Below are 26507 nucleotides of genomic sequence, written 5' to 3'. Positions count from 1 at the left end.
GTGATTCGACAAAAAAATTCCCGGCAGGCATACTTTGAGCAGAAAGGAGGCAGGGAGATGTCCGAGGGTGCTTCAGAATTTTCAGAGGTGCGGGATTTCTTTTACGGCCGGCATTTATTGAGATCTGAGATACCGTTTTCAGATCAGCGCATCAAGCGTTTTATAGAAAAAGAGTATATAACGGCCGAGCCGTCAATCATCCGCCGGAAAAACCGTTACGTCTGCCAACGATGCGGTCAGTCTGATCAAGCCTGCTTTGCGGCATTTTGGGCGTCCTCTGCCAAAAGGCAGATTACCTATTGCCGTGCCTGTGTCATGATGGGAAGGGCTGATGAACTGACATCATTATATTCTTGGAATCAAGCCTCTGAAAACAGCTGGGAGCCTGTAAAGCTTTCTTGGGAAGGAACACTGACAGACGGACAGAAGAAGGCGGCCGCCGCGCTTACAGATGCGATAAAAGAGAGACAAGAGCTGTTAGTATGGGCGGTATGCGGATCGGGGAAAACAGAGATGCTGTTTCCGGGTATCGAGTTTGCGCTGAATCACGGTTTGCGCGTCTGTGTCGCGACTCCGCGTACAGATGTCGTACTTGAACTGCTGCCGAGACTGAAAAAAGCATTTGAGAAAGTCGAAGTTTCTGCTTTGTACGGCGGCAGCGAGGACAAAGGCCGTCTGACTCCGTTAATGATTTCAACCGCTCACCAGCTGATGCGCTACCGAGACATTTTTGATGTCATGATAATAGATGAAGTAGATGCGTTTCCTTTTTCAGCCGATGAGACATTAAGATTCGCTGTTGATAAAGCGAGGAAGAAAAACAGCGCCCTTGTTTATGTAACGGCAACTCCTTCAGACACATTAAAAAAGAAGGCTGAAGCCGGTTTGCTGAAAAGCGTCCGCATACCGGCCAGATATCATCGGAAACCCCTCCCGGAGCCGCGTTTTTTGTGGTGCGGCAATTGGAAGAAGAAGCTTCAGAAAGGAAAACTGCCGCGCTCTGTAACGGATTGGGTTTGCCAAAAACTTCAATCACAGCTGCCTGTTTTCTTATTCGTTCCGTCTGTAGACGTATTGAAAAAGACAACGGATTATTTTCAGAAATTAAACATACGGGCAGAAGGCGTACATGCGGAAGACACATTCAGAAAGGATAAAGTGAAACGGTTCAGAGACGGCCGGCTTGACCTGCTGGTAACGACTACGATTTTAGAAAGAGGGGTTACCGTGCCCAAAGTTCAGACATGTGTCCTCGGCGCAGAAGCACCTATCTTTACCGAGAGCGCGCTCGTACAGATCGCGGGCAGAACGGGAAGGCATTATAAACATTTCAGCGGTGATGTCGTCATGTTTCATTTCGGAATGACAAACGGAATGAAAAAAGCAAAAAAACATATAGAACATATGAACAAATTGGCACAAAAAAGTAAATTGTTGGACTAGTTAATTTCAGAAAACGTGATACAGTATACTCATACTTTCCTATGAGGAGCTGTCAGCATGCTTGTCAATTCTAAAGAAATCATATTAAAGGAACTTCTCGACCGCCATATGCCTAAGCTTCATATGAAATGCACATGCCGGGTATGCAAAAATGATGTACTGGCACTTTCACTAAACCGGGCTGAACCGGCATATGTTACAGATAAAAAGAAAGTTGCTTATGCAAAAGCAGAGATAGTTGATAAACAGAAAAATACGGCGCTGCTTGTCATTCTGGCTGAATCAGCGGCGATTGTTTCGGTTAATCCAAGCGAGTTCTGTGAAACTCGGGAAGGAGCGTAATATCTCTGAATTGTTTATTGTGTGACTCACCAATTTCAAGTTCATTGACTTGGAGATCTCTGTTTTCTCTGGCGCCCGAGCAAGAGGTATGCAGCATATGCAGCAGCCGATTTGAAAAAATTGAAGGCCCCGTATGCAGTATATGCGGGAGGCCTCAGGAGTCAAATGAAAAATGCGCTGATTGTGCGGCCCGGGAATCCAAAACGGAAAAGCACTTTTTGCTGCGGCAAAACCGTTCGGTATATTTGTATAATGATGCGATGAAGGACTCATTGGCCCGTTTTAAATTCAGGGGTGATACGAAAATCATTCAAGCATTTGAACGTGACTTTTCTGCCGGCTTTAAAGCGGCATATCCATCAAATACACATACTCTCATCCCTATTCCGCTGAGCGGCGAACGGCTGGCGGAACGCGGATTCAATCAATCCGAGCTGCTGGCCTCTCTGCTCGGAATGCCCGTCATTTCCCCCCTCATCCGACTGAACAACGAAAAACAATCCAAAAAGAGCAAAACAGACAGGCTGTCTGCAGAAAAAAAGTTTTCAGCAGCCGAAAACTCCGCCGAAGGTATGAACGTCATTTTAATAGATGATATTTATACGACGGGCGCCACACTTCACCAAGCCGCCGAAGTCCTGCTGACAGCGGGCAAAGCGTCATCGGTCTCCTCTTTTACTTTAATCAGGAGCTAAATCATTCTTTTTTTCTGCCGATATAATTGATAGAAATATAAGGCAGATTAAAGAAGGAATAGGAGTTAATACGATGGGTGAATTGGCGAATTGTCCAAAATGCAATGCTTTATTTTTTAAAACGAACCTGCAGACCGTGTGCCAGGCATGTATTAAAGAAGAAGAAAAAGCATTTGAAACCGTCTATAAATTTTTGAGAAAGCAGATCAACAGACAGTCGACGATGCAGCAGATCACTGAGGAAACAGGTGTGGATGAAGAGCTGATCCTCAAGTTTATCAAACAAAAAAGAATTCAGATCAGCCAGCTTCCGAATTTGGCATATCCTTGCGAAAGGTGCGGAAATTCAATCAGGACAGGGAAATTTTGCAAGTCCTGTCAGACAGATATTGAGTCGCAATTAGACCATATGAACCAAAAAACAGCCGCTGAATTCGAAGATAAAAACAGTACAAAAGACACATACTATGCCTATAATACCAAAAACACCTGATTCCCTAAACTAACTGATAACGCAGTCGATAAAAGAATTAGACTGCGAACAGAAAGCGAGAGGAATCCTATGAAAATCAATCAGTACGGAACACAATCCGTTAATCCATACCAAAAAAATTACGAAAAGCAAGCCGTACAAAAAGAGGCTGCAAAGCCGAAGGACAAAGTGGAAATTTCTTCTCATGCAAAAGAGCTTCAAAATGCGTCAGATGCGGTCACTAAAACACGTCAGGAAAAAATCGCTCAGCTTAAAGCGGATATAGAGAGCGGAACATATAAAATAGATTCAAACAGCATCGCTGAAAACATAGTAAATTTCTATAAAAAGCAATAAAAAGGAGAAAGCCAATGTCAGCAAAGCCAATTATTGATCAACTGAAGCGACTTTGCGCACTGCATGAACATCTGCTCACGCTGTCTGAGGAGAAAACGGAAGCGCTGAAAGCAGGTAAAACAAAAGAGCTCTCCAACATATTGACCAAAGAGCAAAAGTATATTCAGGCAATCGGGCAGACTGAGGAAGAACGAATCAGGTTAACTTCTCAGTTTCTGAGCCGCGGTGAGGACAATACAATTGCTGCATGCATCTCCAGAACTTCAGGCAGTGAAAAACAGGAGCTTGAAGGGTTATTTCACTCTTTGTCTGCGCTTCTTGACCGTCTGAAAGAAGTGAATGAGATGAACAAACAGCTCACGATTCAGGCTTTACAATTCATCTCCGGGGCATTCGATATGATCATGCCGGGTGAAAAAGAGAATATGAATTATAAAGAGCCGCAAGCGGCGCGCAAGCCTGTCAGCCGTTTGACATTATTCGATTCAAAAGCTTAGAACGGAGGATTTTCAATGCCATCGACTTTTATGGGGCTGGAAACAGCAAGGCGTGCATTGAGTGCGCAGCAGACTGCATTGAGCACAGTTTCAAATAACGTTGCAAATGCAAATACAGAAGGATATACGAGGCAGCGCGTCACATTACAATCGACGAGCCCTTATCCCGCAGTATCAAAAAACAGTGATCTGACGGCCGGCCAAATCGGAACAGGAGTAAAAGCCGGTTCAGTTGAGCGCGTCAGAGACAGTTTTTTAGACTATCAGTACAGAACTGAAAATACAAAATTAGGGTACTATACAGCCCGTTCCAATTCATTGTCACAAATGGAAGGTGTCATGAAAGAGCTTGACGATAACGGATTAAACGGATCGCTCAGTTCGTTTTGGAATGCCCTTCAGGATCTGGCGACGAATCCGGAAAATACGGGAGCGCGCTCAGTTTTGCAGGAGCAGGGGAAATCTCTTGCCGAAAGTTTTAACTATATATCTACCTCTTTGACTAACATTCAGGGTGATATTAAAAAGAACCTGGATAACACAGCGGATCAGGTCAATTCCATTCTCAATCAGCTGAATGACCTTAACAATCAAATAGCGGCAGTTGAGCCGAGCGGTATGCTCCCTAATGATTTGTATGACCAAAGAGACAGATTGATTGATCAATTATCTTCTATGGCAAATATAAAAGTTTCATATAATAAGTCGGGCGGACATGCCTTGGCGACTGCTGAGGGCACGGTTAACGTCGAATTGCTGAACGGGAACAACAATTCTCTCGGTACGCTGCTCGACGGTAAAACAAAAACAGTTTCAGAAATGAAAATCAACTACGACAAGGACAGCGGCCTCGTGTCGAGTGTGTCAGTCGGCAGCAGTACGGTCAATGCGGATGCATTTACCGGAAAAGGCTCACTTTTAGGTCTTATTGAATCATACGGCTATATGTCAAACGGAGAAGAAAAAGGTCTTTATCCTGAAATGCTGACGGCTCTTGACAATATGGCGCTGTCCTTTGCTGACGCGTTTAATGCAGTTCATGAAAAAGGGAAGACCTATACAGGCGAACAGGGTGCAGCATTTTTTGATTTCAGCGGTGGTGAAGCGGTGCCGGCAAAAGGTGCGGCAGCGAAAATAAAAGTCAGTGACAAAATCCTTGCGTCTACTGATAATATCGCAGCGTCGTTAAACGGAGAAAAAAGTGACGGCACAAACGCGACAAATCTTGCAGCCGTACAGAACAGCAAGCTGACTATTAACGGTGAAACCACTACAATTAATGACTTTTATGAATCCCTTATCGGAAAGCTGGGCGTTAATTCACAAAAAGCGGCCAATCTTATGAACAACTCTGAAAGCAACACTCTTTCAGCCGATGAACGGAGACAATCAGTCAGTGCAGTGTCTTTAGATGAAGAAATGACAAATATGATTCAGTTTCAGCACGCTTATAATGCGGCTGCGCGGATTATAACGATGCAGGATGAAATATTCGATAAAATTATTAACGGTATGGGCACCGGAGGAAGATAGGAGATAAGTAAATGAGAGTAACTCAAGGGATGATCGCAAAAAATTCTCTTCGATTTATCGGCTCAAGTTATGACAAGCTCGATCGGCTTCAGCAGCAAGTGTCTACGGGGAAAAAAATCACGAAAGCTTCTGATGATCCGGTCGTTGCAATGAAGGGAATGCAGTACCGTACTCAGCTTGCGCAGGTAAACCAGTATCAGCGGAATGTTTCGCAAGGCTTTACATGGCTAGAAAACTCGGAATCAAGCGTAAACTCGGAAACGGATATTATGGGGAAAATCCGGGACTTGATGGTTCAGGCGAAAAGTGATTCGAACGGTGAAACAGAATTGAAAGCAATCGGTACAGAAATCGGCCAGCTGAAAAAGCAGCTCGTTTCTGTCGCGAATACTCAGGTAAACGGACGTTATCTGTTTAACGGAACAAATTCAGACGTCCCGCCGATCACTGAAAATGCCGACGGCACATATACGTACAACTATGAGAATTATACAGGTGCTTCGGATGTTAACATCAACATCTCGAACGGAGCAGTGTTGAAAGTGAATTCTGATCCAAACTCAGCTTTCGGAGGCGTCGCACAAAATGGAGATAATGTTTTTGAATTTCTTAACTCCTTAGAAGCTTCTTTAAGCAAAGGCACGCTGTCCGAAGCAGATTCAGATCAAATTCTGTCAGATATTGACGGTTTTACTGATAAAATGAATGCTGAAAAATCCAATATCGGCGCACGCACAAACCGGTTGGAACTCATTCAGACAAGATTGGAATCACAAGCGGCAACCGCTGAAAAAGTATTGTCCGATAATGAAGATGTAGAAATGGAAGATGTAATTGTTGATTATTTATCTCAACAGACGGTTCATAGAGCAGCGCTGTCAGTGAATGCGAATATCATTCAGCCGTCACTGATTGACTTTCTGAAATAATTTAACTGACCGTCTTCAATATATAAAAAAGCGACTCACACCAGGGAGATCGCTTTTTTTACTAAAATACTATAAACAGGAGGGGTCTCTGTGCAGATGCCGAGATTGATTATTGACAGTGTGCCTGCTAAAATCGGTATAACCTTTCAAAAGGAAGAAATCGAGATGGAACAGCCGCCAGCTGACTTGGAAATCGAGCAGCCGCCGGCAGAGCTGAACATTGAAAGCACGCCGGCCAAACTGACGATTGACCAGACGAGGGCGTGGGAGAACTTGAATCTCAAATCATTTGAAAAGCTGAATGCTGAAGCCGCCCAGAAAGGTGCGGAAGCCTGCAGCGAGTTTATAGCAAAAACAGTCAGGGAAGGGAAGGAAATGGCGGCTATCGAAAAGAAAACGGGCAATGTGATGGCCCGGCAGGCAGCAGATGTCAGACCGCCCGATCCATTCGGCGAATTCAGCGACTTTCTGCCTGCGCAGTTTCTCGTCGACATTGACTGCATTCCTTCAAAGCTTACGATTGATATTGAAGCCCGCAAACCTTCAATTGAAGCAGCCGTCAATAAACCTGTATGGAATTATACGCCGGGGAAAGTTCAGATTGATATGATGCAAGACCCTAAGGTAACGATTTCGGTTGATGATGGCAACGCAGAATAAAAGATGAAAGTGGTAAAGGATTGTGAAGTATGATAATTAAAACAAAATATCACGGAGAAATCAGAATAGACGAAGGGCAGATTATCTCATTTGAAAACGGCCTGCCGGGATTTAATGACGAGACTCAATTTGTTGTTCTTCCTTTGTCGGAAGATTCACCGTTTTTGGCGCTGCAGTCTGTGAAACAGGAGCACATCGCCTTTATTGTCGCCAGTCCGTTTATTTTCTTTAAAGGGTACGAATTTGACATTGACCATGCGACGCTTGAGCTTTTGCACATTGAAGATATAGAGGACGTCGAAGTGATGGCGATTTTAACGCTGGAAGAGCCTTTTGAAAACACGACCGCCAATTTAAAAGCGCCGATTATCGTCAATAAAAAGGAAATGAAGGCGAAACAAATCATTTTACATGATGCTTCCTATGAAACAAAACATCTGATAGGAGGAGGATCATGCTAGTTCTCTCAAGAAAAGTGAATGAGTCCATTCAGATCGGACCGGATATTGAAATAAAGGTGATCGCCATCGAAGGAGAACAAGTGAAGCTGGGAATTGAAGCGCCTCAGCACGTAGATATTCACAGGAAAGAAATCTACTTGTCGATCCTGGAAGAGAACAACAGAGCCGTATCTTTTAATACTGATTTATTACTTAACTTATCCTCACAAAAAAAGTGAGGATTTTTTTATTTTCAATATAAACAATAGAAGCGGCTGTCCGATATATATATTGTAGCCAATGAGAGGAAAAATTTTCTTCAGAATGACGCTGCGCAAATGCACAAGGACGTGCGAAAAACAATTCAGGGAGGAAATACAAAATGAGAATCAACCACAATATCGCGGCTCTTAACACTAGCCGTCAGCTGAATGCAGGTTCAAACTCTGCTGCAAAAAACATGGAAAAATTATCTTCAGGTCTTCGCATCAACCGCGCTGGTGATGACGCTGCGGGTCTTGCGATCTCTGAAAAAATGCGTTCTCAAATCCGCGGTTTAGACATGGCGTCTAAAAACGCTCAAGACGGAATCTCTCTTATCCAAACATCTGAGGGTGCATTGAACGAAACTCACAGCATTCTTCAGCGTATGAGCGAGCTTGCTACACAGGCGGCAAACGATACAAACACAGATTCTGACCGTTCTGAGCTTCAAAAAGAGATGGACCAATTAGCGTCTGAAGTAACAAGAATCTCTACTGACACTGAGTTCAACACGAAGAAACTTCTTGACGGAACTGCAAAAGACCTTACGTTCCAAATCGGAGCTAACGAAGGTCAAACCATGACTTTGTCTATCAATAAAATGGACTCTGAAAGCCTGAAAGTTGGTACGACTTATACAGCTCAAGCTGATGGAACACTTAAATCAGCTGATGGAAAGAGCACTGCTACTTGGGTAGATGAAACAACAGATCCGGATTCTGGTGAAGTCACAAAAGCTGCTGGATACTACGATGATAAAGGTGCTCTAGTAGGAAGTGAAAAACTAGAAGAAGGCGAAAAGTTATCTAAAGGTATCGACATCTCATCTTCAGCTAAAGCTGCGTCTTCAGCTCTTACAACAATCAAAACAGCTATCGACACAGTATCAAGCGAGCGTGCGAAACTTGGTGCGGTTCAAAACCGTTTAGAGCACACAATCAACAACCTTGGTACTTCTTCTGAGAACCTGACTTCTGCTGAATCACGTATCCGTGACGTAGACATGGCTTCTGAGATGATGGAGTACACGAAAAACAACATCCTTACTCAGGCTTCTCAAGCTATGCTTGCGCAAGCTAACCAACAGCCTCAGCAAGTTCTTCAATTGCTTAAAGGTTAATGACGGAAAGATCCTGGTTCTCCAGGGTCTTTTTTTATTTCTTCAGCTATTTCCCCCTTCATCATGCCAAAGAACCCTATTGACAAAATGAAACATTATATTTTGCAGTTAAATTATTGAAAACCTTTTAACATGACCGATATAAGAATAAGATCATACATTTATGGAGCTGTGATATGATAAACAGTCGGAAACTCACTGTTGTCATAGAGCCGTCTACGACTAAACGCCGAAAAGGAGAGGGTACATATGGTCACAAGAATCACAGGCCTTAATTCCGGTCTTGATGTAGATTCTCTGGTGAAAAAAATGATGGATGCCGAAAAGCAGCCGCTTAATAAATTAAACCAGCAAAAGCAGACGCTTGAATGGAAGCGCGATGCTTATCGGGAAGTGAATACCCAGATTGCCGACATGTATTCTACGACATTTAATAATATGCTGATGTCCACAAACTGGAATAAAAAAACAGTAACAAGTTCGGATTCCAGTGTCAGCGCGGTGGCCATTAGTGCTGAACAGAATATTTCAACGAGCATGTCTGTACAGCAGCTGGCTACGCCGACGACTTATAAATCATCAGGCGCCATCAATTTCACTTCGGGTCAGAGCCAAACATTGAAATTCAATGTCACAAATCCGGGTGAAACGAAGCCGACTGAGGTAAACGTCACGATCGCCGCAACCGATACGATTGACGATGTCATTTCCAAACTGAACAGCTCGGGTCTCGGAGTGACGGCTTTAAAAGAGAAAATTTCCAACGGCACGGATTATGTGGATACGATTGCGTTCACTTCCAATAAAACGGGGGAAGGATTTACCCTTGCCGCAGGTGATGACGCAACCAAAAGCTTTCTGAAAGATCAGCTCGGTTTTGACGTTGATGATGCAACAAATGAACTGACGGCCAATGCCGAAGGGAAAAACGCGAAGTTTACGTTCAACGGGCTTGAAATGACAAAAACGTCAAATAACTTTACGATCAACGGCATCAAATACACGCTGAACAGCGTGACGGACAGCAATAAAACGGTTACGATTAACAGCACGACTGATACGGACGGCATTTTTGACAACATTAAAGATTTCGTTGATAAATACAATACGTTAATTAAAAGTGTAAACGAGAAGGCGTCGGAATCAAAATACCGTGATTATAAGCCGCTAACCGATGAACAAAGAGAAGCGATGACCGATAAGCAGATTGAGCAGTGGGAAGCAAAGGCTAAAAGCGGTTTATTACGGAGCGACAGCACGCTGCAGAACGGTTTGGCGGAGATGCGGCTTGATCTGTACTCAACGGTTACGATTGACGGGAAAAAATATCAGCTTGCAGATTTCGGAATTGAGACGTCTGATAGTTATACGGATCAAGGAAAGCTTGTCATTAAAGACGAAGCGAAACTGAAACAGAAAATTACCGAGAATCCTGCTCTCGTGGCTAAACTGTTTAATGCAGACAGCCCTGATACAGCGAAAACCAAAAACCCGGAGGAACAGGGGATTGCCCGGAGATTAAAAGACACATTAAACAAAATGCAGACCCAAATTTCAAAACAGGCGGGTACGGAAAGCTCGGTATCAACCAGCTTTGCCATCGGGAAAAGCCTGAATGAAATAGAAACAAATATTTCCAATATAAAAACGAAGCTGGATGACATCGAAACGAGATATTATAAAAAGTTCAGCGCACTGGATACGGCATTGGAGAAATTGAACAGCCAATCTTCATATCTCACGTCAATGTTAGGATCTTCAACATCATAACCTTGGAGGTTTTATAAAAATGGCAATAAATAATCCTTTTGCTGCTTATCAGCAGACATCCGTCTTTACAGCCGCTCCGGAAGAGCTGACCCTTATGCTTTATAACGGGTGCCTGCGATTCATTAAGCTGGCAAGGCAGGCGATGAAGCAAAACAACCTTGAAGCCAAAAATGAAAATATCGTAAAGGCGCAAAACATCATTCAAGAGCTCAGCATCACGTTAAACCGGGAGATTGAGATTTCTGAACAGATGTCATCCATTTATGATTACATCCGCCGCCGGCTGATCGATGCGAACGTGCAGAATAACGGAGAGTTTTTAGATGAAGCGGAAAAGCTCGTTACTGAATTTCGCGACACGTGGAAGCAGGCCATGCAGAGTGAACGGAAAAACAGCCATGGCGCGGGCGGCCTTGCCTGATGAACAGCAATGTCTTTTCTTTGTATAACGAAACGAAGAACATGTACGCCGCACTGAAGGACGCCTCGGAAAGCGACGGTCTCATCAGCAGCGTTACGGCATTTACGGAGAAAAGGGAGGAGATGCTTGCGGGCATACAGCCGCCTTTTTCCGAAGAAGAAAAAACGCTGCTTCAGCAGGTGGCCGCGATGGACCGCCTGATTACCGGCGAAGTGAAACGGATTCAGGATGGTATCCGAAATGAGATAAAAACGCTTAAGAAAAAACGAAAATACCATAATACGTATTTCAATCCGTATCATCAAACGACAAGTGACGGCCGTTATTACGATAAACGCAAATAGGTGAGTGTTTTGAGAAGTTTGAACGATTACCATTTGGTGTCAGCCTATTACCAGCTTCTTTTTACGATTGATGAGGGGCTTTGCTACCTGTTGGACACGCAGGATGATTTTTTTAAGACGGAGGGCGAGCGGATTTACAACGATTTGATTCAGGCTTTTTTTCATCTCGATTCCTCTCATGCGCTTCTGCTGTCTATCATTGAGTGCCGATGCGTGGAGACGGCGATCCGCTCATTTGACGAGATCTTTCAGGATTTCAGCATGTTAAATGATTATGATTTCCCGTCCGCCCCTTTTCAGGAGTTTTTAAAAACCATCTTTCTGCCGCATTATAAGCTGTGGATGGAGCAGACGCACGACTGCATCAAACCGTATGTTCTTCACTAGACCTGCTGCAAGCGGCAGGTCTTTTGCCTGCGTCCTCCGCATATACTTATAATCCTGGCGGAAGCTGCCGGATAAAACCGACACCATTCGTCATCGTTCACCGAATTTACACATTATTTTAACGTTTCAGCAGGGATCAGAAGGGGTAAAAGAGAAATAGTTACATATCCTTAGATAAAGGGAGGCGTTCTTTGATGAACTACAATATCAGAGGAGAAAACATTGAGGTTACACCTGCGTTAAAGGATCATGTGGAGAGAAAAATCGGCAAGCTGGAGCGATATTTCGAGCAGAGCGTCAATGCCGATGTGAACGTCAACTTAAAATTCTATAATGATAAGGAATCCAAAGTTGAAGTCACCATTCCGATGACTGATCTGGCGCTTCGTTCTGAAGTGCATAACGAGGATATGTACAATGCAATTGATCTCGCAACAAACAAGCTGGAACGTCAAATCCGAAAGCACAAAACAAAAGTCAACCGAAAATTCCGCGAGCAGGGTCTTCCGAAACATTATTTCGAGAACGGCAGCGCTGCTGATACGGGCGTAGCGGTTCAGGACGAAATTGAAGATGACAGCCCGGAAATTGTCCGTCAAAAGCGTTTTAATTTAAAACCGATGGATAATGAAGAAGCGATTCTCCAAATGAATATGCTCGGACATAATTTCTTCGTATTCACCAACGCGGAGACGAATCTCACAAACGTCGTTTACCGCAGAAATGACGGCAAATACGGATTAATTGAACCGACTGAATAAACCATCCAGCCTTCCGTGAACGCGCGGAAGGTTTTTCTCTATCTTTATCTGCAAATTCTTTGGAAATAGCAAAAGGTATGTTATGATAATGAGAGGTATACATGGACAGAAAATTATCATTTATTCCATGCAAAATCTGCATGTGAACATAGAGGAGCGTTATAGATGCTTGGGATTTTAAATAAAATGTTTGATCCGACCAAACGTGCGCTGAACAAATACGAAAAAATAGCAAATGACATTGATGCCTTAAGAGGAGATTATGAAAATCTCTCTGACGAGGCGCTTAAACATAAAACGGCAGAATTTAAAGAGCGGCTTGAAAAAGGAGAAACGACGGATGACCTTCTTGTCGAAGCGTTTGCCGTCGTTCGTGAAGCTTCCCGCCGCGTAACCGGCATGTTCCCGTTTAAAGTGCAGCTGATGGGGGGCATCGCCCTTCATGAGGGGAACATTTCCGAAATGAAAACAGGGGAAGGGAAAACGCTGACGTCCACGCTTCCCGTGTATTTAAATGCGTTGACGGGAAAAGGAGTTCACGTCGTAACGGTCAACGAATATCTGGCGAGCCGTGATGCCCAGCAAATGGGAGAGATTTTTGCGTTTCTCGGGCTTACAGTCGGCCTGAACCTGAATTCGATGTCAAAAGACGAAAAGCGCGAAGCTTACGCAGCCGATATCACGTATTCAACGAACAATGAACTCGGCTTTGATTATTTGCGTGACAACATGGTGCTCTATAAAGAACAAATGGTGCAGCGCCCGCTTCATTTTGCCGTTATTGATGAAGTCGATTCAATTTTAGTCGATGAAGCGAGAACGCCATTGATTATTTCCGGACAAGCTCAGAAGTCCACAAAACTGTACGTGCAGGCAAATGCGTTTGTCCGCACGCTCAAGAAAGATCAGGATTATACGTATGACGTCAAAACGAAGGGCGTTCAGCTGACGGAAGAAGGAATGACGAAGGCTGAAAAAACGTTCGGCATCGACAACCTGTTTGATGTCAAAAACGTGGCCTTGAACCACCATATCAACCAGGCTTTAAAAGCCCATGCGGCGATGCAGAAAGACGTGGATTATGTTGTTGAGGACGGCCAGGTCGTCATCGTTGATTCCTTCACCGGCCGTCTGATGAAAGGACGCCGCTACAGCGAAGGTCTTCACCAGGCGATTGAGGCGAAAGAAGGCCTGGAGATTCAAAATGAAAGCATGACATTGGCGACGATTACGTTCCAAAACTATTTCCGTATGTACGAAAAGCTTGCCGGTATGACCGGTACCGCAAAAACGGAAGAGGAAGAATTCCGCAATATTTATAACATGCAGGTTGTATCCATCCCGACCAACCAGCCGGTCATCCGTGACGACCGTCCAGACTTGATCTACCGCTCAATGGAAGGGAAATTCAAGGCGGTGGCGGAGGATGTCGCCCAGCGCTACATGACCGGACAGCCGGTTCTTGTCGGTACGGTTGCCGTTGAAACGTCTGAATTGATTTCTAAACTTCTGAAAAACAAAGGAATTCCGCATCAGGTACTGAACGCGAAAAACCATGAGCGTGAAGCTCAGATCATTGAAGAAGCGGGACAAAAAGGCGCTGTCACAATTGCGACCAACATGGCGGGACGCGGAACCGACATTAAACTCGGTGAAGGCGTAAAAGAGCTTGGCGGCCTTGCAGTCGTCGGTACGGAACGCCATGAATCCCGCCGGATTGACAACCAGCTCCGCGGACGTTCAGGGCGTCAGGGGGACCCGGGTATCACACAATTTTATCTTTCAATGGAAGATGAATTGATGCGCCGTTTCGGAGCTGAACGGACGATGGCGATGCTTGACCGGTTCGGTATGGATGACTCCACGCCGATTCAGAGCAAAATGGTGTCACGCGCCGTGGAATCATCTCAAAAACGTGTCGAAGGAAACAACTTCGATTCACGTAAACAGCTTCTTCAATATGACGACGTGCTCCGTCAGCAGCGCGAAGTCATTTACAAGCAGCGTTTTGAAGTCATTGACTCTGAAAACCTGCGTGACATTGTGGAAGGCATGATCAAGTCTTCTCTGGAGCGTGCGATTGCCGCTTATACGCCGAAAGAGGAGCTTCCGGAAGAATGGGATCTTGACGGCCTCGTGGAGCTGGTGAATACAACGTATCTTGATGAAGGCGCGCTTGAAAAGAGCGATATCTTCGGAAAAGAACCGGATGAAATGCATGAGATGATCATGGACCGCATCATGACAAAATATAATGAAAAAGAAGAGAATTTCGGCACAGAGCAGATGCGTGAATTCGAAAAAGTCATCGTATTGCGTGCCGTCGATTCAAAATGGATGGATCATATTGATGCGATGGATCAGCTGCGTCAAGGGATTCACCTTCGCGCCTATGCGCAGACAAATCCGCTGCGTGAATACCAAATGGAAGGTTTCGCTATGTTTGAGCACATGATTGAGTCCATTGAGGACGAGGTTGCGAAATTCGTCATGAAGGCCGAGATTGAAAGCAATCTGGAACGCGAAGAAGTTGTTCAGGGTCAAACGACGGCTCATCAGCCGCAGGACGGCGATGAGGCCAAACAAGCGAAAAAAGCGCCGGTCCGCAAAGTTGTGGATATCGGACGTAACGCGCCTTGCCATTGCGGAAGCGGAAAAAAATATAAAAATTGCTGCGGCCGGACAGAATAGTCTCGACTGTATGAAGCGAACATGACCGGGTCTGCGTCTTATGGCGCCCCGGATCTTTTAATGAGGTGAATGGAATGGAATTATCAGAAATCAGGGCAGAGCTCGAAAATATGGCTTCTCGTTTAGCGGACTTCAGGGGGTCTCTTTGACCTCGAATCAAAGGAAGCCCGCATTGCAGAATTAGATGAAAAGATGGCGGAACCGGAATTCTGGAATGACCAGCAGAAGGCCCAAACCGTCATCAATGAAGCGAACGGTCTGAAAGAATACGTGAACTCCTATCATCAGCTGAGCGAGTCTCACGAAGAGCTGCAAATGACACATGATCTTTTAAAAGAAGAACCTGACCAGGACCTTCAGCAAGAGCTTGAAAAAGAGCTGAAGTCATTAACGAAGGAATTGAATGAATTTGAGCTTCAGCTGCTGCTCAGTGAACCATATGACAAAAATAACGCGATTTTAGAACTTCATCCGGGGGCCGGCGGTACGGAATCCCAGGACTGGGGTTCCATGCTGCTCAGAATGTATACCCGCTGGGCGGAAAGACGCGGTTTCAAAGTTGAAACGCTTGATTATCTCCCGGGAGATGAAGCAGGAATTAAGTCAGTCACACTGCTTATTAAAGGCCACAATGCATACGGCTATTTAAAAGCGGAAAAAGGCGTACACCGCCTCGTGCGGATTTCTCCATTTGATTCATCAGGCCGCCGTCACACGTCATTCGTGTCATGTGAAATCATGCCTGAATTCAATGAAGAAATCGACATTGATATTCGTACCGAAGATATTAAAGTTGATACGTACCGGGCGAGCGGTGCCGGCGGACAGCACGTCAATACGACTGATTCAGCCGTTCGGATCACCCACCTCCCGACAAATGTAGTCGTCACGTGCCAGACGGAACGTTCACAAATCAAAAACCGCGACCGGGCGATGAAAATGCTCAAAGCGAAGCTGTATCAGCGCAGAATTGAAGAACAGCAGGCGGAGCTTGACGAAATCCGCGGCGAACAGAAAGAAATCGGCTGGGGCAGCCAAATCCGCTCGTACGTCTTCCATCCGTACTCCATGGTGAAAGATCACCGCACCAATACGGAAATGGGGAACGTGCAGGCGGTTATGGACGGAGATATCGATATCTTCATTGACGCCTATTTACGTTCTAAACTGTCATAATCCGGGAACACACCTGCCTTTGGCAAGGTGTGTTTTTTTATCCGTTCTCTTTTCCATTTTTCACAACAGCGCTTTAGCAAATTAATACGGTATTTGGCTGTTATTTACTTCTAAGCCGGGAAGACTTAAAATGCTATCGAGAGAAAATCGGAGAACGGAGGATTTTGCATGGATGTGAATCACAATAAGCCGCTCCGTCTGATCAAAGATTATATATACATCATGATCGGCGCGGCGATTACGGGGATCGTGTTTAACGTATTTTTGCTGCCGAACCGTATAGCAGCGGGGGGAGTAAGCGGGATCAGCACCATTTTAGAAACGTTTGGTTTTGAACCGGCTTACGTGCAGTGGATTATTAACATCCCTTTGTTTATCGCCGGAGTGATTATTCTCGGCGGGAAGTTCGGAATGAAGACACTGGTCGGTTCCATCGTTCTGCCGCTCGCCGTCTATTTGACAAGAGATCTGCCTGCCGCGACGACCCATGAACTGCTGGCGGCGATTTTCGGAGGCGTCGGGATCGGAACGGGAATCGGCATCGTGTATCTCGGCAAAGGCTCCACGGGGGGAACGGCTCTGGCGGGCCAGATCATTCACAAATACACGGGGCTTTCGCTGGGAACGTGCCTCGCCATCATGGACGGATTAATTGTGCTGAGCGCGATGCTCGTTTTCGGAGTGGAGCAGGGACTGTATGCGATGCTCGGAGTATTTATTTCAAGCAAAACGATTGATGTCGTGCAGGTCGGGTTCAACCGTTCCAAAATGGCTTTAATCATTACGCAACATGAAGAAGCCGTCAGATCGGCTGTGTTTAAAGAAATCGACAGGGGTGTGACGAAGATTTCCGCAGTCGGCGGGTATACGGAACATGACCGGCCTATCTTAATGTGTGTCGTCGGCCAGACCGAATTCACAAAACTGAAACAAATCGTCAAACAAATTGATGAGTCAGCCTTTGTTATTGTCGCAGACGCAAGCGAGGTGCTCGGCGAGGGTTTCAAACGCGCGTAAACGGGGTTATAATAGCGAAGGGGTGCATCTTACATATGAAATCAAAATGGGCGCTGCTGGCGCTGGTTCTGACCATGTCCGTCCTGCTGGCGGCATGCGGCGGATCCAATGAATCGAAAAAAGAAAGCTCTGACAGCTCAGGCGGATCAAAAGCTTCTGCGTCAGCAGGAGAAGAGCTTTATCAGCAAAGCTGTATCGGCTGTCACGGAAAAGACTTAGAAGGCGGCGGAGGCCCGAATTTACAGGAAGTCGGCGGGAAGTATGATGAAGCTAAAATTGAAAGCATCATTAAAAACGGACGCGGCAATATGCCGAGCCATCTTGTAAATGATAAGGAAGCCGCTGAGATCGCAAAATGGCTGTCACAGAAAAAATAACAGAAAAACCTTGCCTGTTATAGGGGCAAGGTTTTTTCACGGTCTGGGAATGAAAAGAAACTGTAATAGTAATATGTCTAAATTTGACGTATAATGAAGTGTACTGAGGAAAAGGAACTTTCAGATTTTTCATCTGTTTCCTGGTAAATCGGCCATAAACCGCTGTACGTTTGCGAACTCTATGGCTGCAAGACATAATTAAAAGATTAGGTGATTTCATGATAGAGATGAAAGAAGTATATAAATCCTATCCGAACGGTGTAAAAGCGATTAACGGGCTGTCAGTCATGATTCATCCCGGAGAATTTGTATATGTCGTGGGACCGAGCGGAGCCGGTAAATCTACTTTTATTAAAATGATTTACAGAGAAGAAAAGCCGACAAAAGGGCAAATATTGATTAATCGTAAAGATCTCGCGTCTGTGAAAGAAAAAGAGATTCCTTTCGTGCGGCGTAAAATAGGTGTTGTTTTCCAAGACTTCAAACTTCTTCCGAAATTGACGGTGTTTGAAAACGTCGCGTTTGCACTTGAGGTTATCGGAGAGCAGCAGTCAGTCATTAAAAAACGCGTGCTCGAAGTGCTCGATCTTGTGCAGCTGAAGCATAAAGCGCGGCAGTTTCCCGACCAGCTTTCCGGAGGAGAACAGCAGCGTGTTTCCATCGCAAGATCCATCGTCAACAATCCTGACGTCGTGATAGCTGACGAACCGACGGGCAACCTTGATCCGGTAACATCATGGGAAGTCATGAAGACGCTGGAAGAGATTAATAACCGCGGAACGACCGTTGTGATGGCGACACACAATAAAGAAATAGTAAACACCATGAAGAAACGGGTCATCGCGATCGAAGACGGAATTATTGTGCGTGATGAGTCAAGAGGGGAGTATGGTTCTTATGATTAAAATTCTCGGGCGCCATTTGCGTGAGAGTTTTAAATCTCTCGGAAGAAACACATGGATGACATTTGCATCCATCAGTGCCGTTACCGTTACATTGATTTTGGTCGGCGTGTTTTTAGTCATTATGCTGAATTTAAACAACATGGCTAAAAATGCTGAAAAAGAAGTGGAAATTAAAGTATTAATCGATCTGACTTCTAATAAGAAAACGCAGGATACGCTGCAGAATGAGATTAAAGACATCTCGGGAATCCAAAGCGTAGAGTTTTCATCTAAAGATAAAGAGCTTGATCAATTGGTCAAAAGCTTCGGCGACAGCGGAAAGGCCATGAAAATGCAAGATCAGGAAAACCCGCTGAACAACGCGTTTATCGTCAAAACGACAGATCCGCATGATACGCCGAAAGTCGCGAAAAAAATTGAGAAGCTGGATCATGTGTATAAAGTGACATACGGGAAAGAAGAAGTCAGCCGTCTGTTTAAGATCGTCGGGGTGTCACGCAACATCGGGATTGCGTTAATCATCGGCCTTCTGTTCACGGCGATGTTCTTAATCTCAAATACGATTAAAATCACGATTTTCGCCAGAAGAAAAGAGATTGAAATCATGAAGCTTGTCGGCGCGACAAACTGGTTTATCCGCTGGCCGTTCTTCCTGGAAGGGCTGCTGCTGGGGGTATTCGGTTCTATCATACCGATCGCTCTCGTGCTGAGTACGTACCAGTCGATGGTCGCTTGGGTGGCCCCGAAAGTTCAGGGCTCATTTGTTTCACTTCTGCCGTACAGTCCGTTTGTGTTCCAAGTATCACTTGTGCTCATTCTGATCGGCGCGGTTATCGGAGTATGGGGAAGTCTGACTTCCATCCGGAAATTCCTTCGTGTATAAATACAAAAGCCAGTCTGATATAGACTGGCTTTTTTTAATGGTTTCGTTACTGAATGACGGGCAGGGCCGGTGATCCGGGCTTTAATGTAAAGTCATAAGATGATTCGTCACGGTACATCGGGTCCGCATAAATGGAATCCGAATCGTTTGCCGTTCCTTTTTTGTACGCTGTGAATGAATCATATTCTCTGTTCTTCCAATTCCAAATGCCGTCTTTTCCCGCTTCTTTGTGATAGACGTTATGATTAACGGTATTGCCTTCGTTTTTCGTATAATCATTTGCGATAAAAATCCGTGAACCGCTTGCCGTCATGATGTTTTTTTCGATCGTGTTCCCTTTTGTGCCGTACTGCAGCAGCAGCTGGCCGCCGTCAAGGTCCTTCGTGTCATTTCGATACATAATGTTATGAGCGATCACCGAATTGATGGTGCCGCCGCGTTTCGTGTCATAGCCTCCGATTGAAATACCGGTGTAAGCATTGCCGTACACCTTGTTATCCGTAATCCGGATATCTCGTGCGTATTTCCCTCTATGTTCGGAAGTGGCTTCAATGCCGAGGTCATTGTTGTAAACGGTGTTATTCTTAATGTCCACATGTTCTGCGCCGTCAACGTAAATACCTCCCGCTGAATATTCATCTCCGTAAGCGGGATTTCCGTAAGAAGAGTTATGGCTCACCGTATTGTTTTCAATGACGCCGTTTCGCGCATAGTCGTTTTGCTTGGACGTTCCTTCGTATCCGATCACGTCAATCCCGATATTGTTATTGTCCCGAATGGTATTGCCGGCAATCTTAAATCCGTCAACATTCCCGTTCAGCACGACCGCTTCGCTTGCGCCGAGCGTCAGTTTTTCAACAGTATTATTTGTGATGCTGACATCCTTCATGGCGCCTGTGCCGTAAAACGCGATGCCGTGTGCATTTCCCTCATCAGCCGTGGTTTTAATGTTTCGGATATGGTTGCCGTCAATGTTGATATGACTGCTTGATCCGGTGACGCAGATCCCCATGGCCGTCGCATCTTCTGATGATACGGAGAGGTTCTCAAGCGTAACGCCGTGAATGGTAATGTACTGTTTATTGCGGATTTGAATTAACGGAGTTTCAGAATCGCTTTTTGGCGCAGATTTGCCGCTGATTGAGACATGCTCATTCTGATAGTTCCGAAATGTAATCGGCTTTTCGGCCGTGCCGCTGTGCTTTACTTCAAACGTTTCATCGTACGTCCCTTCCCGAATCAATACGGTTGTTCCGGCCTCTGCCTTTTCAGCCGCATGTTTTAATGTGCGGAACGGCTTTTCTAACGTTCCTTCATTTTGGTCGCTGCCTGCGGGAGAAACATACAAGGCGTCCGTCTGCGTTTTTTCATTGGCCTCTGTTTTTGGCCAGGCAAAGGCGGTAATGCCTGCGGCCAGAACCGCCGCGGATAAAATAGATAATTTTATTTTCATATCGCATTCTCCTGTATATTTAATGAATTGCATACAAAATATTATACGTTACCCATATATATGAAACAATCTCGCGTTTTCATTTTTTTGTTGCCGTTACATGAATTCTTTGCAATTTACACATACTATCTCCAGGTTTTCGTAAAAGGACTAAGAGGAGGTAAACGATGAAGCAGAAAATGATCGCAGTGATAGCGGCCGTCAGCATCATGTGCGGCGGAGCCCATACTGCCGGGGCGGCACAGCCGAATTCATCAGACGCAGAAAGAAGCCGGGCAATGGAAAAAATCGAAAAAGCATATGAGCTGATCTCGAACGAATACGTGGAAAATGTAGATAACGAAAAGCTTCTTGAAGGAGCGATTCAGGGGATGCTGTCTACATTAAACGACCCTTATTCCGTTTATATGGACAAGCAGACAGCTAAGCAGTTTTCCGATTCTCTTGATTCTTCTTTCGAAGGGATCGGCGCTGAAGTCGGTATGAAAGACAATAAAATCATTATCGTATCACCGTTTAAGCAATCTCCGGCGGAAAAAGCGGGACTCAAGCCGAATGATGAAATCATCAGCATAAACGGCGAGTCAATGAACGGGAAAGGTTTAAACGAAGCCGTGCTGAAAATCAGAGGAAAAAAAGGATCGAAGGTTTCTATTAAAATACAGCGTCCGGGTACTGATAAACAGCTGTCATTCCGGATTAAGAGAGCGGAAATCCCGCTTGAAACCGTATTTGCTTCCCGCAAAGAATCAGGCGGTCATCATGTCGGCTACATCGGAATATCGACATTTTCCGAGCATACCGCCCAGGACTTCGCCGCGGCGCTGAAAAAGCTTGAAAAACAAGGGATTGACGGTCTCGTCCTTGATGTAAGAGGGAATCCCGGCGGCTACCTTCAAAGCGTCGAACAAATTTTAAAGCATTTCATCACAAAAGACATGCCGTATATCCAAATTGCGGAGCGTAACGGCGATAAAAAACAATATTTCTCAACCTTAAAACATAAGAAGCCGTATCCCGTCAATGTCATTACGGATAAAGGAAGCGCCTCCGCTTCAGAAATTCTTGCGGGCGCGTTAAAAGAAGCGGGACATTATGACGTTGTCGGTGACACTTCTTTCGGTAAAGGAACGGTTCAGCAGGCCGTGCCTATGGGAGACGGGAGCAACATTAAATTGACGCTTTACAAATGGCTGACACCGAAAGGCAATTGGATTCACAGAAAAGGCATTGCTCCGACAATCGCCGTGAGCCAGCCGGATTATTTTGCGGCGGGACCGCTTCAGCTGAAACAGCCGCTTCAGCCTGATATGAACAGCGCGGATGTCAAACACGCCCAAATCCTGCTGAAAGGCCTAGGCTTCGACCCGGGCAGAGCGGACGGCTATTTCAGCAAAACAATGAAAAAAGCCGTTCTGGCGTTTCAAGACCGGTACAAGCTTGATAAAACAGCGGTCATTGATAAAAAGACAGCGGAAAAAATGAATCAGCTGATGAATGAAAAGAAATCTGACGAAAAAAATGATTTACAGCTGCAAATGGCGTTAAAATCATTATTTGTAAAATAAATGAAGAGGAGGCGTTTTTTACGTCTCCTGTTTCTTTTGTCACACTCTAAAAATGAACTGAAAGACATATAATTATGTCGGTTTTGACAAGATATTAAAAAAATTTTCACATTTAAACATTTATAAAGGACAAACATTACCCGATATTTATAGAGAAGAGAGACTTTATGCCGAGTTAATATGTATTCAAAATGAAACTTTTGAAAGTTGCCTCAGTCAGTTTTAGTTCTTACAATAAAAGAAGGTTCTAATAGAGAACAGTTTTAGTTTGGCAGCTGCATTTCAGTATCGAAAGCAGAAGTGTTTGCGGCGCTTCAGCACGGCAGCTGTAATCACCCGTGCTTATCTGGATAAAAAAATGGGGGTTCACAATTGAAGAGGGCAAGTATTGTGCGTGAAAAAAAATATTATGAATTAGTGGAACAACTAAAAGACAGAACAAAAGACGTCACATTTTCATCAACCAAAGCACTAAGTCTTCTTATGCTGTTCAGCAGATACCTGGTCAATTACACAAATGTTGAATGCGTTCACGAAATCAATGAAGAGTGTGCGAAGCATTATTTCACTTACTTAATGAAAAACCATAAACGTTTAGGAATCAATCTGACGGATATTAAGCGGTCCATGCTTCTGATCAGCGGCGTGATCGAGGTAGAGGTTGACCACTATCTGAAAGATTTCTCTCTCTCAAATGTAACGCTGTGGATGACGGAAGAGAGATAAACGTTTGAGATATTCAAGCCAATGATTATTTGGTAGAATAGAATTAAAATGTTTGGCTTGAGGCGGTGAAAGCAGTGTCTGTTCAATGGGGAATTGAACTTCTGAAAAGTATCGGTCTGTTTTTTTTGCACCCGATGTTCTGGTTTTTTATCATCATAAGTCTCGCATGCGGATATTTGCGGATCAAACGTGAACGCCATACGTTTCATACAAAAATCGCGGATATGTATGACGAGCTTATCTTTACATACATAAAAGGACTTATACCGGGTATTCTTCTCTCCATATTATTTTTTGGACTGGGAATTTCGATTCCATTCGGTCTTCTCGGCATAATCGCGGCTGTGACGGCTTTGGCTTCGCTGACGTTCCGTATGAATTGGCTGTCCTCAGCTTATATTGTCAGCGCCGGCATGTTCATTGCGTTTATCCTTCAGTATACCCACACAGTGCCGTTTGCGGATCGGTTTCCGCAGGCATTCGGCGTGAATTGGGCATCGGCGGCCGTGTTTATGGGCCTTTTGATTATCACGGAGGGAGCGGCTGCCTGCCGTTCAGCGCATCTGAAAACATCTCCGGCGCTTGTCGTCAGCAGCAGAGGCCTGCCCATCGGCCGACAATTGGCGAATCGCGCATGGCTGCTTCCGCTTTTCTTATTGGTGCCGGGCAGCGGGCTTGAGTCACACCTTTCTTGGTGGCCTGTCTTTACCGTGCCGGGCGGCTCTTTCCATTTGATCTGGATTCCTTATATCGCCGGCTTCGGACAGCGTGTGCAGGGGTCACTTCCGGAAGTCAGCATAAGGATAACGGCGAAACGTGTCATGATTCTCGGGGTTATCGTGACCGCATTCGGGGCAGCTGCCCTTTGGTGGACTCCGCTTGCCGGAGCTGCCGCTTGTATTGCGGTGCTCGGACGCCTGTTTTTATCATTGAGACAGCGGCTGAACGATAACGCGGCTCCGTTTTATTTCTCTAAGCGGGATCAGGGTTTAATGGTGCTCGGCATCATTCCGAATACACCCGCGGACGATCTTGAGCTGAAGATCGGTGAGGTTATTACGAAAGTAAACGGCATCCCCGTGAAGCATGTGTCGGATTTTTATGAAGCACTTCAAAAAAACCGCGCATTTGTAAAAATGGAGATCATCGGCCTGAACGGTGAGATCCGGTTTGATCAGCGCGCGTCCTATGAAGGCGAACATCATGAATTAGGTATTTTATTCGTGCAGGATGAACACGAGCACGAAGAAATGACAGCATTATAATGTGATTTTTCATAATTATTCGGAATAGTTTCAAGAACTCCTAAACTAGATTTCAAAATCAGTTAGAAAGTAAAACAGCTAAGAAAATTATATTTTCTTAGCTGTTTTATTTTGAAATAATAAAAAAATAAATGAAGGAGAGGTATGGCTTATTGGAAAGGTTATTGCTAACTCCAAAACCTTTAGAAGATGAATCTTTAGCAGAATATATATTAAGAATAACTGATTATAATGGTTATGAAAATTCGAGTTGGATATATACTATGGCTCAGATAAAAAAAGAAAATTGTTAGAGGTGATGCGGGTAAGATAAGTTTAGAGTTACTGAGCAACATTACTGGTATTACTGAAAGAGAATTATGGAGTATGACTTTTAATGATAAAATTATGGATACCACTAATCTTGGATTTATAAGGACGGGCTTTAAGTTAGGTATTAATTCATATGCTGATAAAATTTGCCCAGCTTGTTTTAATGGGAATTTTTATCAGAAGAAAATTTGGAACTATACAGTTAATGTTATTTGTCCCATACATAATTTGTATTTGGTTAATGAATGCCCAAGATGTAACAGTAAGATATCTCCGATAAGAAAAACATTAAAAAAATGTAACTGTGGATTTGAACTGAAATTGTTAGATTATGTAAAGGTAGAATAGGATTGTATTAGTTTTGTTCATTTTTTTTATAATTTATATTATGAAATTAAAACCTTTGATACTCAAATAGATGCGATATGGAACCTTAAATTTGTAGAATTACTTTAGCATAAAAGAATAAGATGGAACGTCCAATGCGGTGAAAATCGCACGTTGGGTGCGGAGCAGGGGAAAAGATGGCGATTACATCAAAGTCCTACCTATTGCTATCACATGCATCCGTAAAATAACTATTAAAAAAATCTGGGAGGATTATGGTGGATATATTAATTACTGGGGCAAATAGGGGCTTAGGGCTTGGATTTGTCGAAGTTGGATTAGAAAATGGGTACCGAGTTTTTGCTGGAGTCAGAGATGCGAATGAACAAAAAAGGACTCAATTAACCAAATTAAAAGAGAAAAATAGCAACCAGTTATAAATTCTTCATTTAGATGTCACAGACGAGGAATCTGTTCGTGAAGCAGCTCGTAATGTAGGTGAAAGTCTTGATGTGATTATCAATAATGCTGCCATTCTTAATGGAAGAGGTACGTCTATTGAGGATCTTGATATAGAGGCTATCAAACTAGCATTTGATGTCAACACGTTAGGACCAGCCCGTGTGATTAAACATTTTCTACCTTTGCTGAAAAAGGGTGAGAATCAATCCATTATCAACATCTCGTCAGAAGGTGGTAGTCTAACAAATGCATATAGTGGTGATTATCCTTATGGATTGTCGAAAGCTGCCTTAAATATGTTGTCCGAGAAGCTCCATGTAGCAAAGAATGAAGGCATTCAAGTCCTTTCCGTCCACCAGGGTGGGTAAGGACGGATATAGGAGGAATGATAGCCCCGACACATCCAAAAGAAACAGCAGAAGATATTTATAATCTCATTAATCGACAAGTTCGTATCGATAGTGAATTTGTTTTCGTTGACTATCAAGGGAAACCGATGAGCATTTGATGTGGCACCGTCTGGATGATCAAGAAAATGACTGCTGTATGATATAAGATATAAGTTGAAATTTAAGATTTATACACAAGCGTGCAGAGGCTGTTTGCCTTTCTGCACGCTATTAAATTGGAAAATGTAAAAAAATGATATATTGAGAACAGATCGCATCCTGAAATGCTACATGACATGATAAGAAGGACATAACTTTTTCCTCAAAAAATCGTGTCTTGACAACGGGGGCATTATTGAGTGTTTTTTTAAGTGATTCTGATTATTACTATCCAACCCGAAGGCTAAGGGCGGTGGGTTTAAACCACGCCCTTTGAACTGGAAAAATTTTAAGAATTTTGTTGATATAATCCTTAAATATAATATAATAGAATTATAGAAGCCAATATACATAAATAATTC

The 26507-nt window shown here is 44.2% G+C and carries 29 protein-coding genes; 28 read left to right on the top strand and 1 reads right to left on the bottom strand.

What is annotated here, in order from left to right; translation table 11 throughout:
• Window positions 1-57 precede the first annotated feature (57 nt).
• From NYE68_RS18975 to ftsX, 23 genes are all read left to right on the top strand, one after another.
• Complete coding sequence (locus NYE68_RS18975) at window positions 58-1443, top strand: DEAD/DEAH box helicase (protein WP_040238815.1); 1386 nt, start codon at window positions 58-60, stop codon at window positions 1441-1443.
• 57 nt (window positions 1444-1500) lie between these two features.
• The gene (locus NYE68_RS18970; protein ID WP_003151389.1) at window positions 1501-1785 is read left to right on the top strand and encodes a competence protein ComFB; all 285 of its coding nucleotides are present in this window, start codon (window positions 1501-1503) and stop codon (window positions 1783-1785) included.
• A 5-nt stretch (window positions 1786-1790) separates the two neighbouring features.
• The gene (locus NYE68_RS18965; RefSeq protein ID WP_197093073.1) at window positions 1791-2480 is read left to right on the top strand and encodes a phosphoribosyltransferase family protein; all 690 of its coding nucleotides are present in this window, start codon (window positions 1791-1793) and stop codon (window positions 2478-2480) included.
• A gap of 73 nt (window positions 2481-2553) precedes the next feature.
• Window positions 2554-2973, top strand: a complete 420-nt coding sequence (locus NYE68_RS18960; protein WP_324636352.1) for a TIGR03826 family flagellar region protein — start codon at window positions 2554-2556, stop codon at window positions 2971-2973.
• Between the two features lie 69 nt (window positions 2974-3042).
• On the top strand, window positions 3043-3309 hold the full coding sequence (flgM, locus tag NYE68_RS18955) for a flagellar biosynthesis anti-sigma factor FlgM (RefSeq protein WP_003151393.1): 267 nt from the start codon (window positions 3043-3045) through the stop codon (window positions 3307-3309).
• Window positions 3310-3323: 14 nt separating this feature from the next.
• Window positions 3324-3806 (top strand): flagellar protein FlgN, encoded by a 483-nt coding sequence (locus NYE68_RS18950; RefSeq protein ID WP_003151394.1) that lies wholly within the window; start codon window positions 3324-3326, stop codon window positions 3804-3806.
• 15 nt (window positions 3807-3821) lie between these two features.
• Window positions 3822-5339: a flagellar hook-associated protein FlgK gene (flgK, locus tag NYE68_RS18945; RefSeq protein ID WP_025285351.1), complete on the top strand. Its 1518-nt coding sequence runs from the start codon at window positions 3822-3824 to the stop codon at window positions 5337-5339.
• Between the two features lie 11 nt (window positions 5340-5350).
• The gene (gene flgL, locus NYE68_RS18940) at window positions 5351-6268 is read left to right on the top strand and encodes a flagellar hook-associated protein FlgL (RefSeq protein WP_007407477.1); all 918 of its coding nucleotides are present in this window, start codon (window positions 5351-5353) and stop codon (window positions 6266-6268) included.
• A 90-nt stretch (window positions 6269-6358) separates the two neighbouring features.
• Window positions 6359-6928, top strand: coding sequence for a DUF6470 family protein (locus NYE68_RS18935; RefSeq protein WP_007407476.1), 570 nt, complete (start codon window positions 6359-6361; stop codon window positions 6926-6928).
• 29 nt (window positions 6929-6957) lie between these two features.
• Complete coding sequence (fliW, locus tag NYE68_RS18930) at window positions 6958-7389, top strand: flagellar assembly protein FliW (RefSeq protein ID WP_007407475.1); 432 nt, start codon at window positions 6958-6960, stop codon at window positions 7387-7389.
• The gene (csrA, locus tag NYE68_RS18925; RefSeq protein WP_003151402.1) at window positions 7383-7607 is read left to right on the top strand and encodes a carbon storage regulator CsrA; all 225 of its coding nucleotides are present in this window, start codon (window positions 7383-7385) and stop codon (window positions 7605-7607) included. Before fliW ends, csrA begins: the two co-directional genes overlap by 7 nt.
• A gap of 143 nt (window positions 7608-7750) precedes the next feature.
• Window positions 7751-8752 carry a flagellin gene (locus NYE68_RS18920; RefSeq protein WP_015418329.1) on the top strand — a complete coding sequence of 334 codons (1002 nt, stop codon included), beginning with the start codon at window positions 7751-7753 and terminating at the stop codon, window positions 8750-8752.
• A gap of 249 nt (window positions 8753-9001) precedes the next feature.
• On the top strand, window positions 9002-10522 hold the full coding sequence (locus NYE68_RS18915; protein WP_324636353.1) for a flagellar hook-associated protein 2: 1521 nt from the start codon (window positions 9002-9004) through the stop codon (window positions 10520-10522).
• 19 nt (window positions 10523-10541) lie between these two features.
• Window positions 10542-10943 (top strand): flagellar export chaperone FliS, encoded by a 402-nt coding sequence (fliS, locus tag NYE68_RS18910; protein ID WP_003151407.1) that lies wholly within the window; start codon window positions 10542-10544, stop codon window positions 10941-10943.
• Entirely contained in the window at window positions 10943-11287 is a 345-nt protein-coding gene (gene fliT, locus NYE68_RS18905) for a flagella biosynthesis regulatory protein FliT (RefSeq protein ID WP_094032531.1), read from the top strand. The genes fliS and fliT overlap by 1 nt, the downstream gene beginning before the upstream one ends.
• Before the next feature lie 9 nt (window positions 11288-11296).
• Complete coding sequence (locus NYE68_RS18900; RefSeq protein ID WP_003151412.1) at window positions 11297-11674, top strand: hypothetical protein; 378 nt, start codon at window positions 11297-11299, stop codon at window positions 11672-11674.
• Window positions 11675-11868: 194 nt separating this feature from the next.
• Window positions 11869-12435, top strand: coding sequence for a ribosome-associated translation inhibitor RaiA (raiA, locus tag NYE68_RS18895; RefSeq protein ID WP_003151413.1), 567 nt, complete (start codon window positions 11869-11871; stop codon window positions 12433-12435).
• A gap of 165 nt (window positions 12436-12600) precedes the next feature.
• Window positions 12601-15126 carry a preprotein translocase subunit SecA gene (gene secA / locus NYE68_RS18890; RefSeq protein ID WP_324636354.1) on the top strand — a complete coding sequence of 842 codons (2526 nt, stop codon included), beginning with the start codon at window positions 12601-12603 and terminating at the stop codon, window positions 15124-15126.
• A 74-nt stretch (window positions 15127-15200) separates the two neighbouring features.
• A protein-coding gene (gene prfB / locus NYE68_RS18885; RefSeq protein ID WP_324636355.1) for a peptide chain release factor 2 occupies window positions 15201-16302 on the top strand; the annotation gives its coding sequence in 2 pieces (ribosomal slippage) (window positions 15201-15272 and window positions 15274-16302; 1101 coding nt in all).
• Window positions 16303-16470: 168 nt separating this feature from the next.
• Window positions 16471-17319: a YitT family protein gene (locus NYE68_RS18880; RefSeq protein WP_012118565.1), complete on the top strand. Its 849-nt coding sequence runs from the start codon at window positions 16471-16473 to the stop codon at window positions 17317-17319.
• Window positions 17320-17354: 35 nt separating this feature from the next.
• The gene (cccB, locus tag NYE68_RS18875; protein ID WP_007614074.1) at window positions 17355-17696 is read left to right on the top strand and encodes a cytochrome c551; all 342 of its coding nucleotides are present in this window, start codon (window positions 17355-17357) and stop codon (window positions 17694-17696) included.
• 218 nt (window positions 17697-17914) lie between these two features.
• On the top strand, window positions 17915-18601 hold the full coding sequence (gene ftsE / locus NYE68_RS18870; protein WP_060673984.1) for a cell division ATP-binding protein FtsE: 687 nt from the start codon (window positions 17915-17917) through the stop codon (window positions 18599-18601).
• The gene (gene ftsX / locus NYE68_RS18865) at window positions 18594-19484 is read left to right on the top strand and encodes a permease-like cell division protein FtsX (protein ID WP_007407464.1); all 891 of its coding nucleotides are present in this window, start codon (window positions 18594-18596) and stop codon (window positions 19482-19484) included. Before ftsE ends, ftsX begins: the two co-directional genes overlap by 8 nt.
• Window positions 19485-19530: 46 nt before the next feature.
• Here ftsX and NYE68_RS18860 read toward each other — a convergent pair whose 3' ends face one another.
• Window positions 19531-20937, bottom strand: coding sequence for a right-handed parallel beta-helix repeat-containing protein (locus tag NYE68_RS18860; RefSeq protein WP_324636356.1), 1407 nt, complete (start codon window positions 20935-20937; stop codon window positions 19531-19533).
• 167 nt (window positions 20938-21104) lie between these two features.
• On the opposite strand from NYE68_RS18860, the gene NYE68_RS18855 reads away from it, so the two are divergent.
• From NYE68_RS18855 to NYE68_RS18835, 5 genes are all read left to right on the top strand, one after another.
• Complete coding sequence (locus NYE68_RS18855) at window positions 21105-22505, top strand: S41 family peptidase (protein ID WP_324636357.1); 1401 nt, start codon at window positions 21105-21107, stop codon at window positions 22503-22505.
• Between the two features lie 372 nt (window positions 22506-22877).
• Window positions 22878-23231 carry a swarming motility protein SwrAA gene (swrA, locus tag NYE68_RS18850; RefSeq protein WP_014305920.1) on the top strand — a complete coding sequence of 118 codons (354 nt, stop codon included), beginning with the start codon at window positions 22878-22880 and terminating at the stop codon, window positions 23229-23231.
• A 74-nt stretch (window positions 23232-23305) separates the two neighbouring features.
• Window positions 23306-24496 carry a S1C family serine protease gene (locus tag NYE68_RS18845; RefSeq protein WP_015418323.1) on the top strand — a complete coding sequence of 397 codons (1191 nt, stop codon included), beginning with the start codon at window positions 23306-23308 and terminating at the stop codon, window positions 24494-24496.
• A gap of 917 nt (window positions 24497-25413) precedes the next feature.
• Window positions 25414-25575: a hypothetical protein gene (locus NYE68_RS18840; protein ID WP_342493986.1), complete on the top strand. Its 162-nt coding sequence runs from the start codon at window positions 25414-25416 to the stop codon at window positions 25573-25575.
• Entirely contained in the window at window positions 25576-25965 is a 390-nt protein-coding gene (locus NYE68_RS18835; RefSeq protein WP_306167746.1) for an SDR family NAD(P)-dependent oxidoreductase, read from the top strand.
• The last annotated feature ends 542 nt before the right edge of the window (window positions 25966-26507 follow it).

Source organism: Bacillus sp. FSL R5-0447 (genome assembly GCF_038606125.1).
Taxonomy (GTDB): Bacteria; Bacillota; Bacilli; order Bacillales; family Bacillaceae; genus Bacillus; species Bacillus velezensis.
Note: the sequence above shows the minus strand (reverse complement) of the source record. Positions and strands in the feature narration are given on the sequence as shown.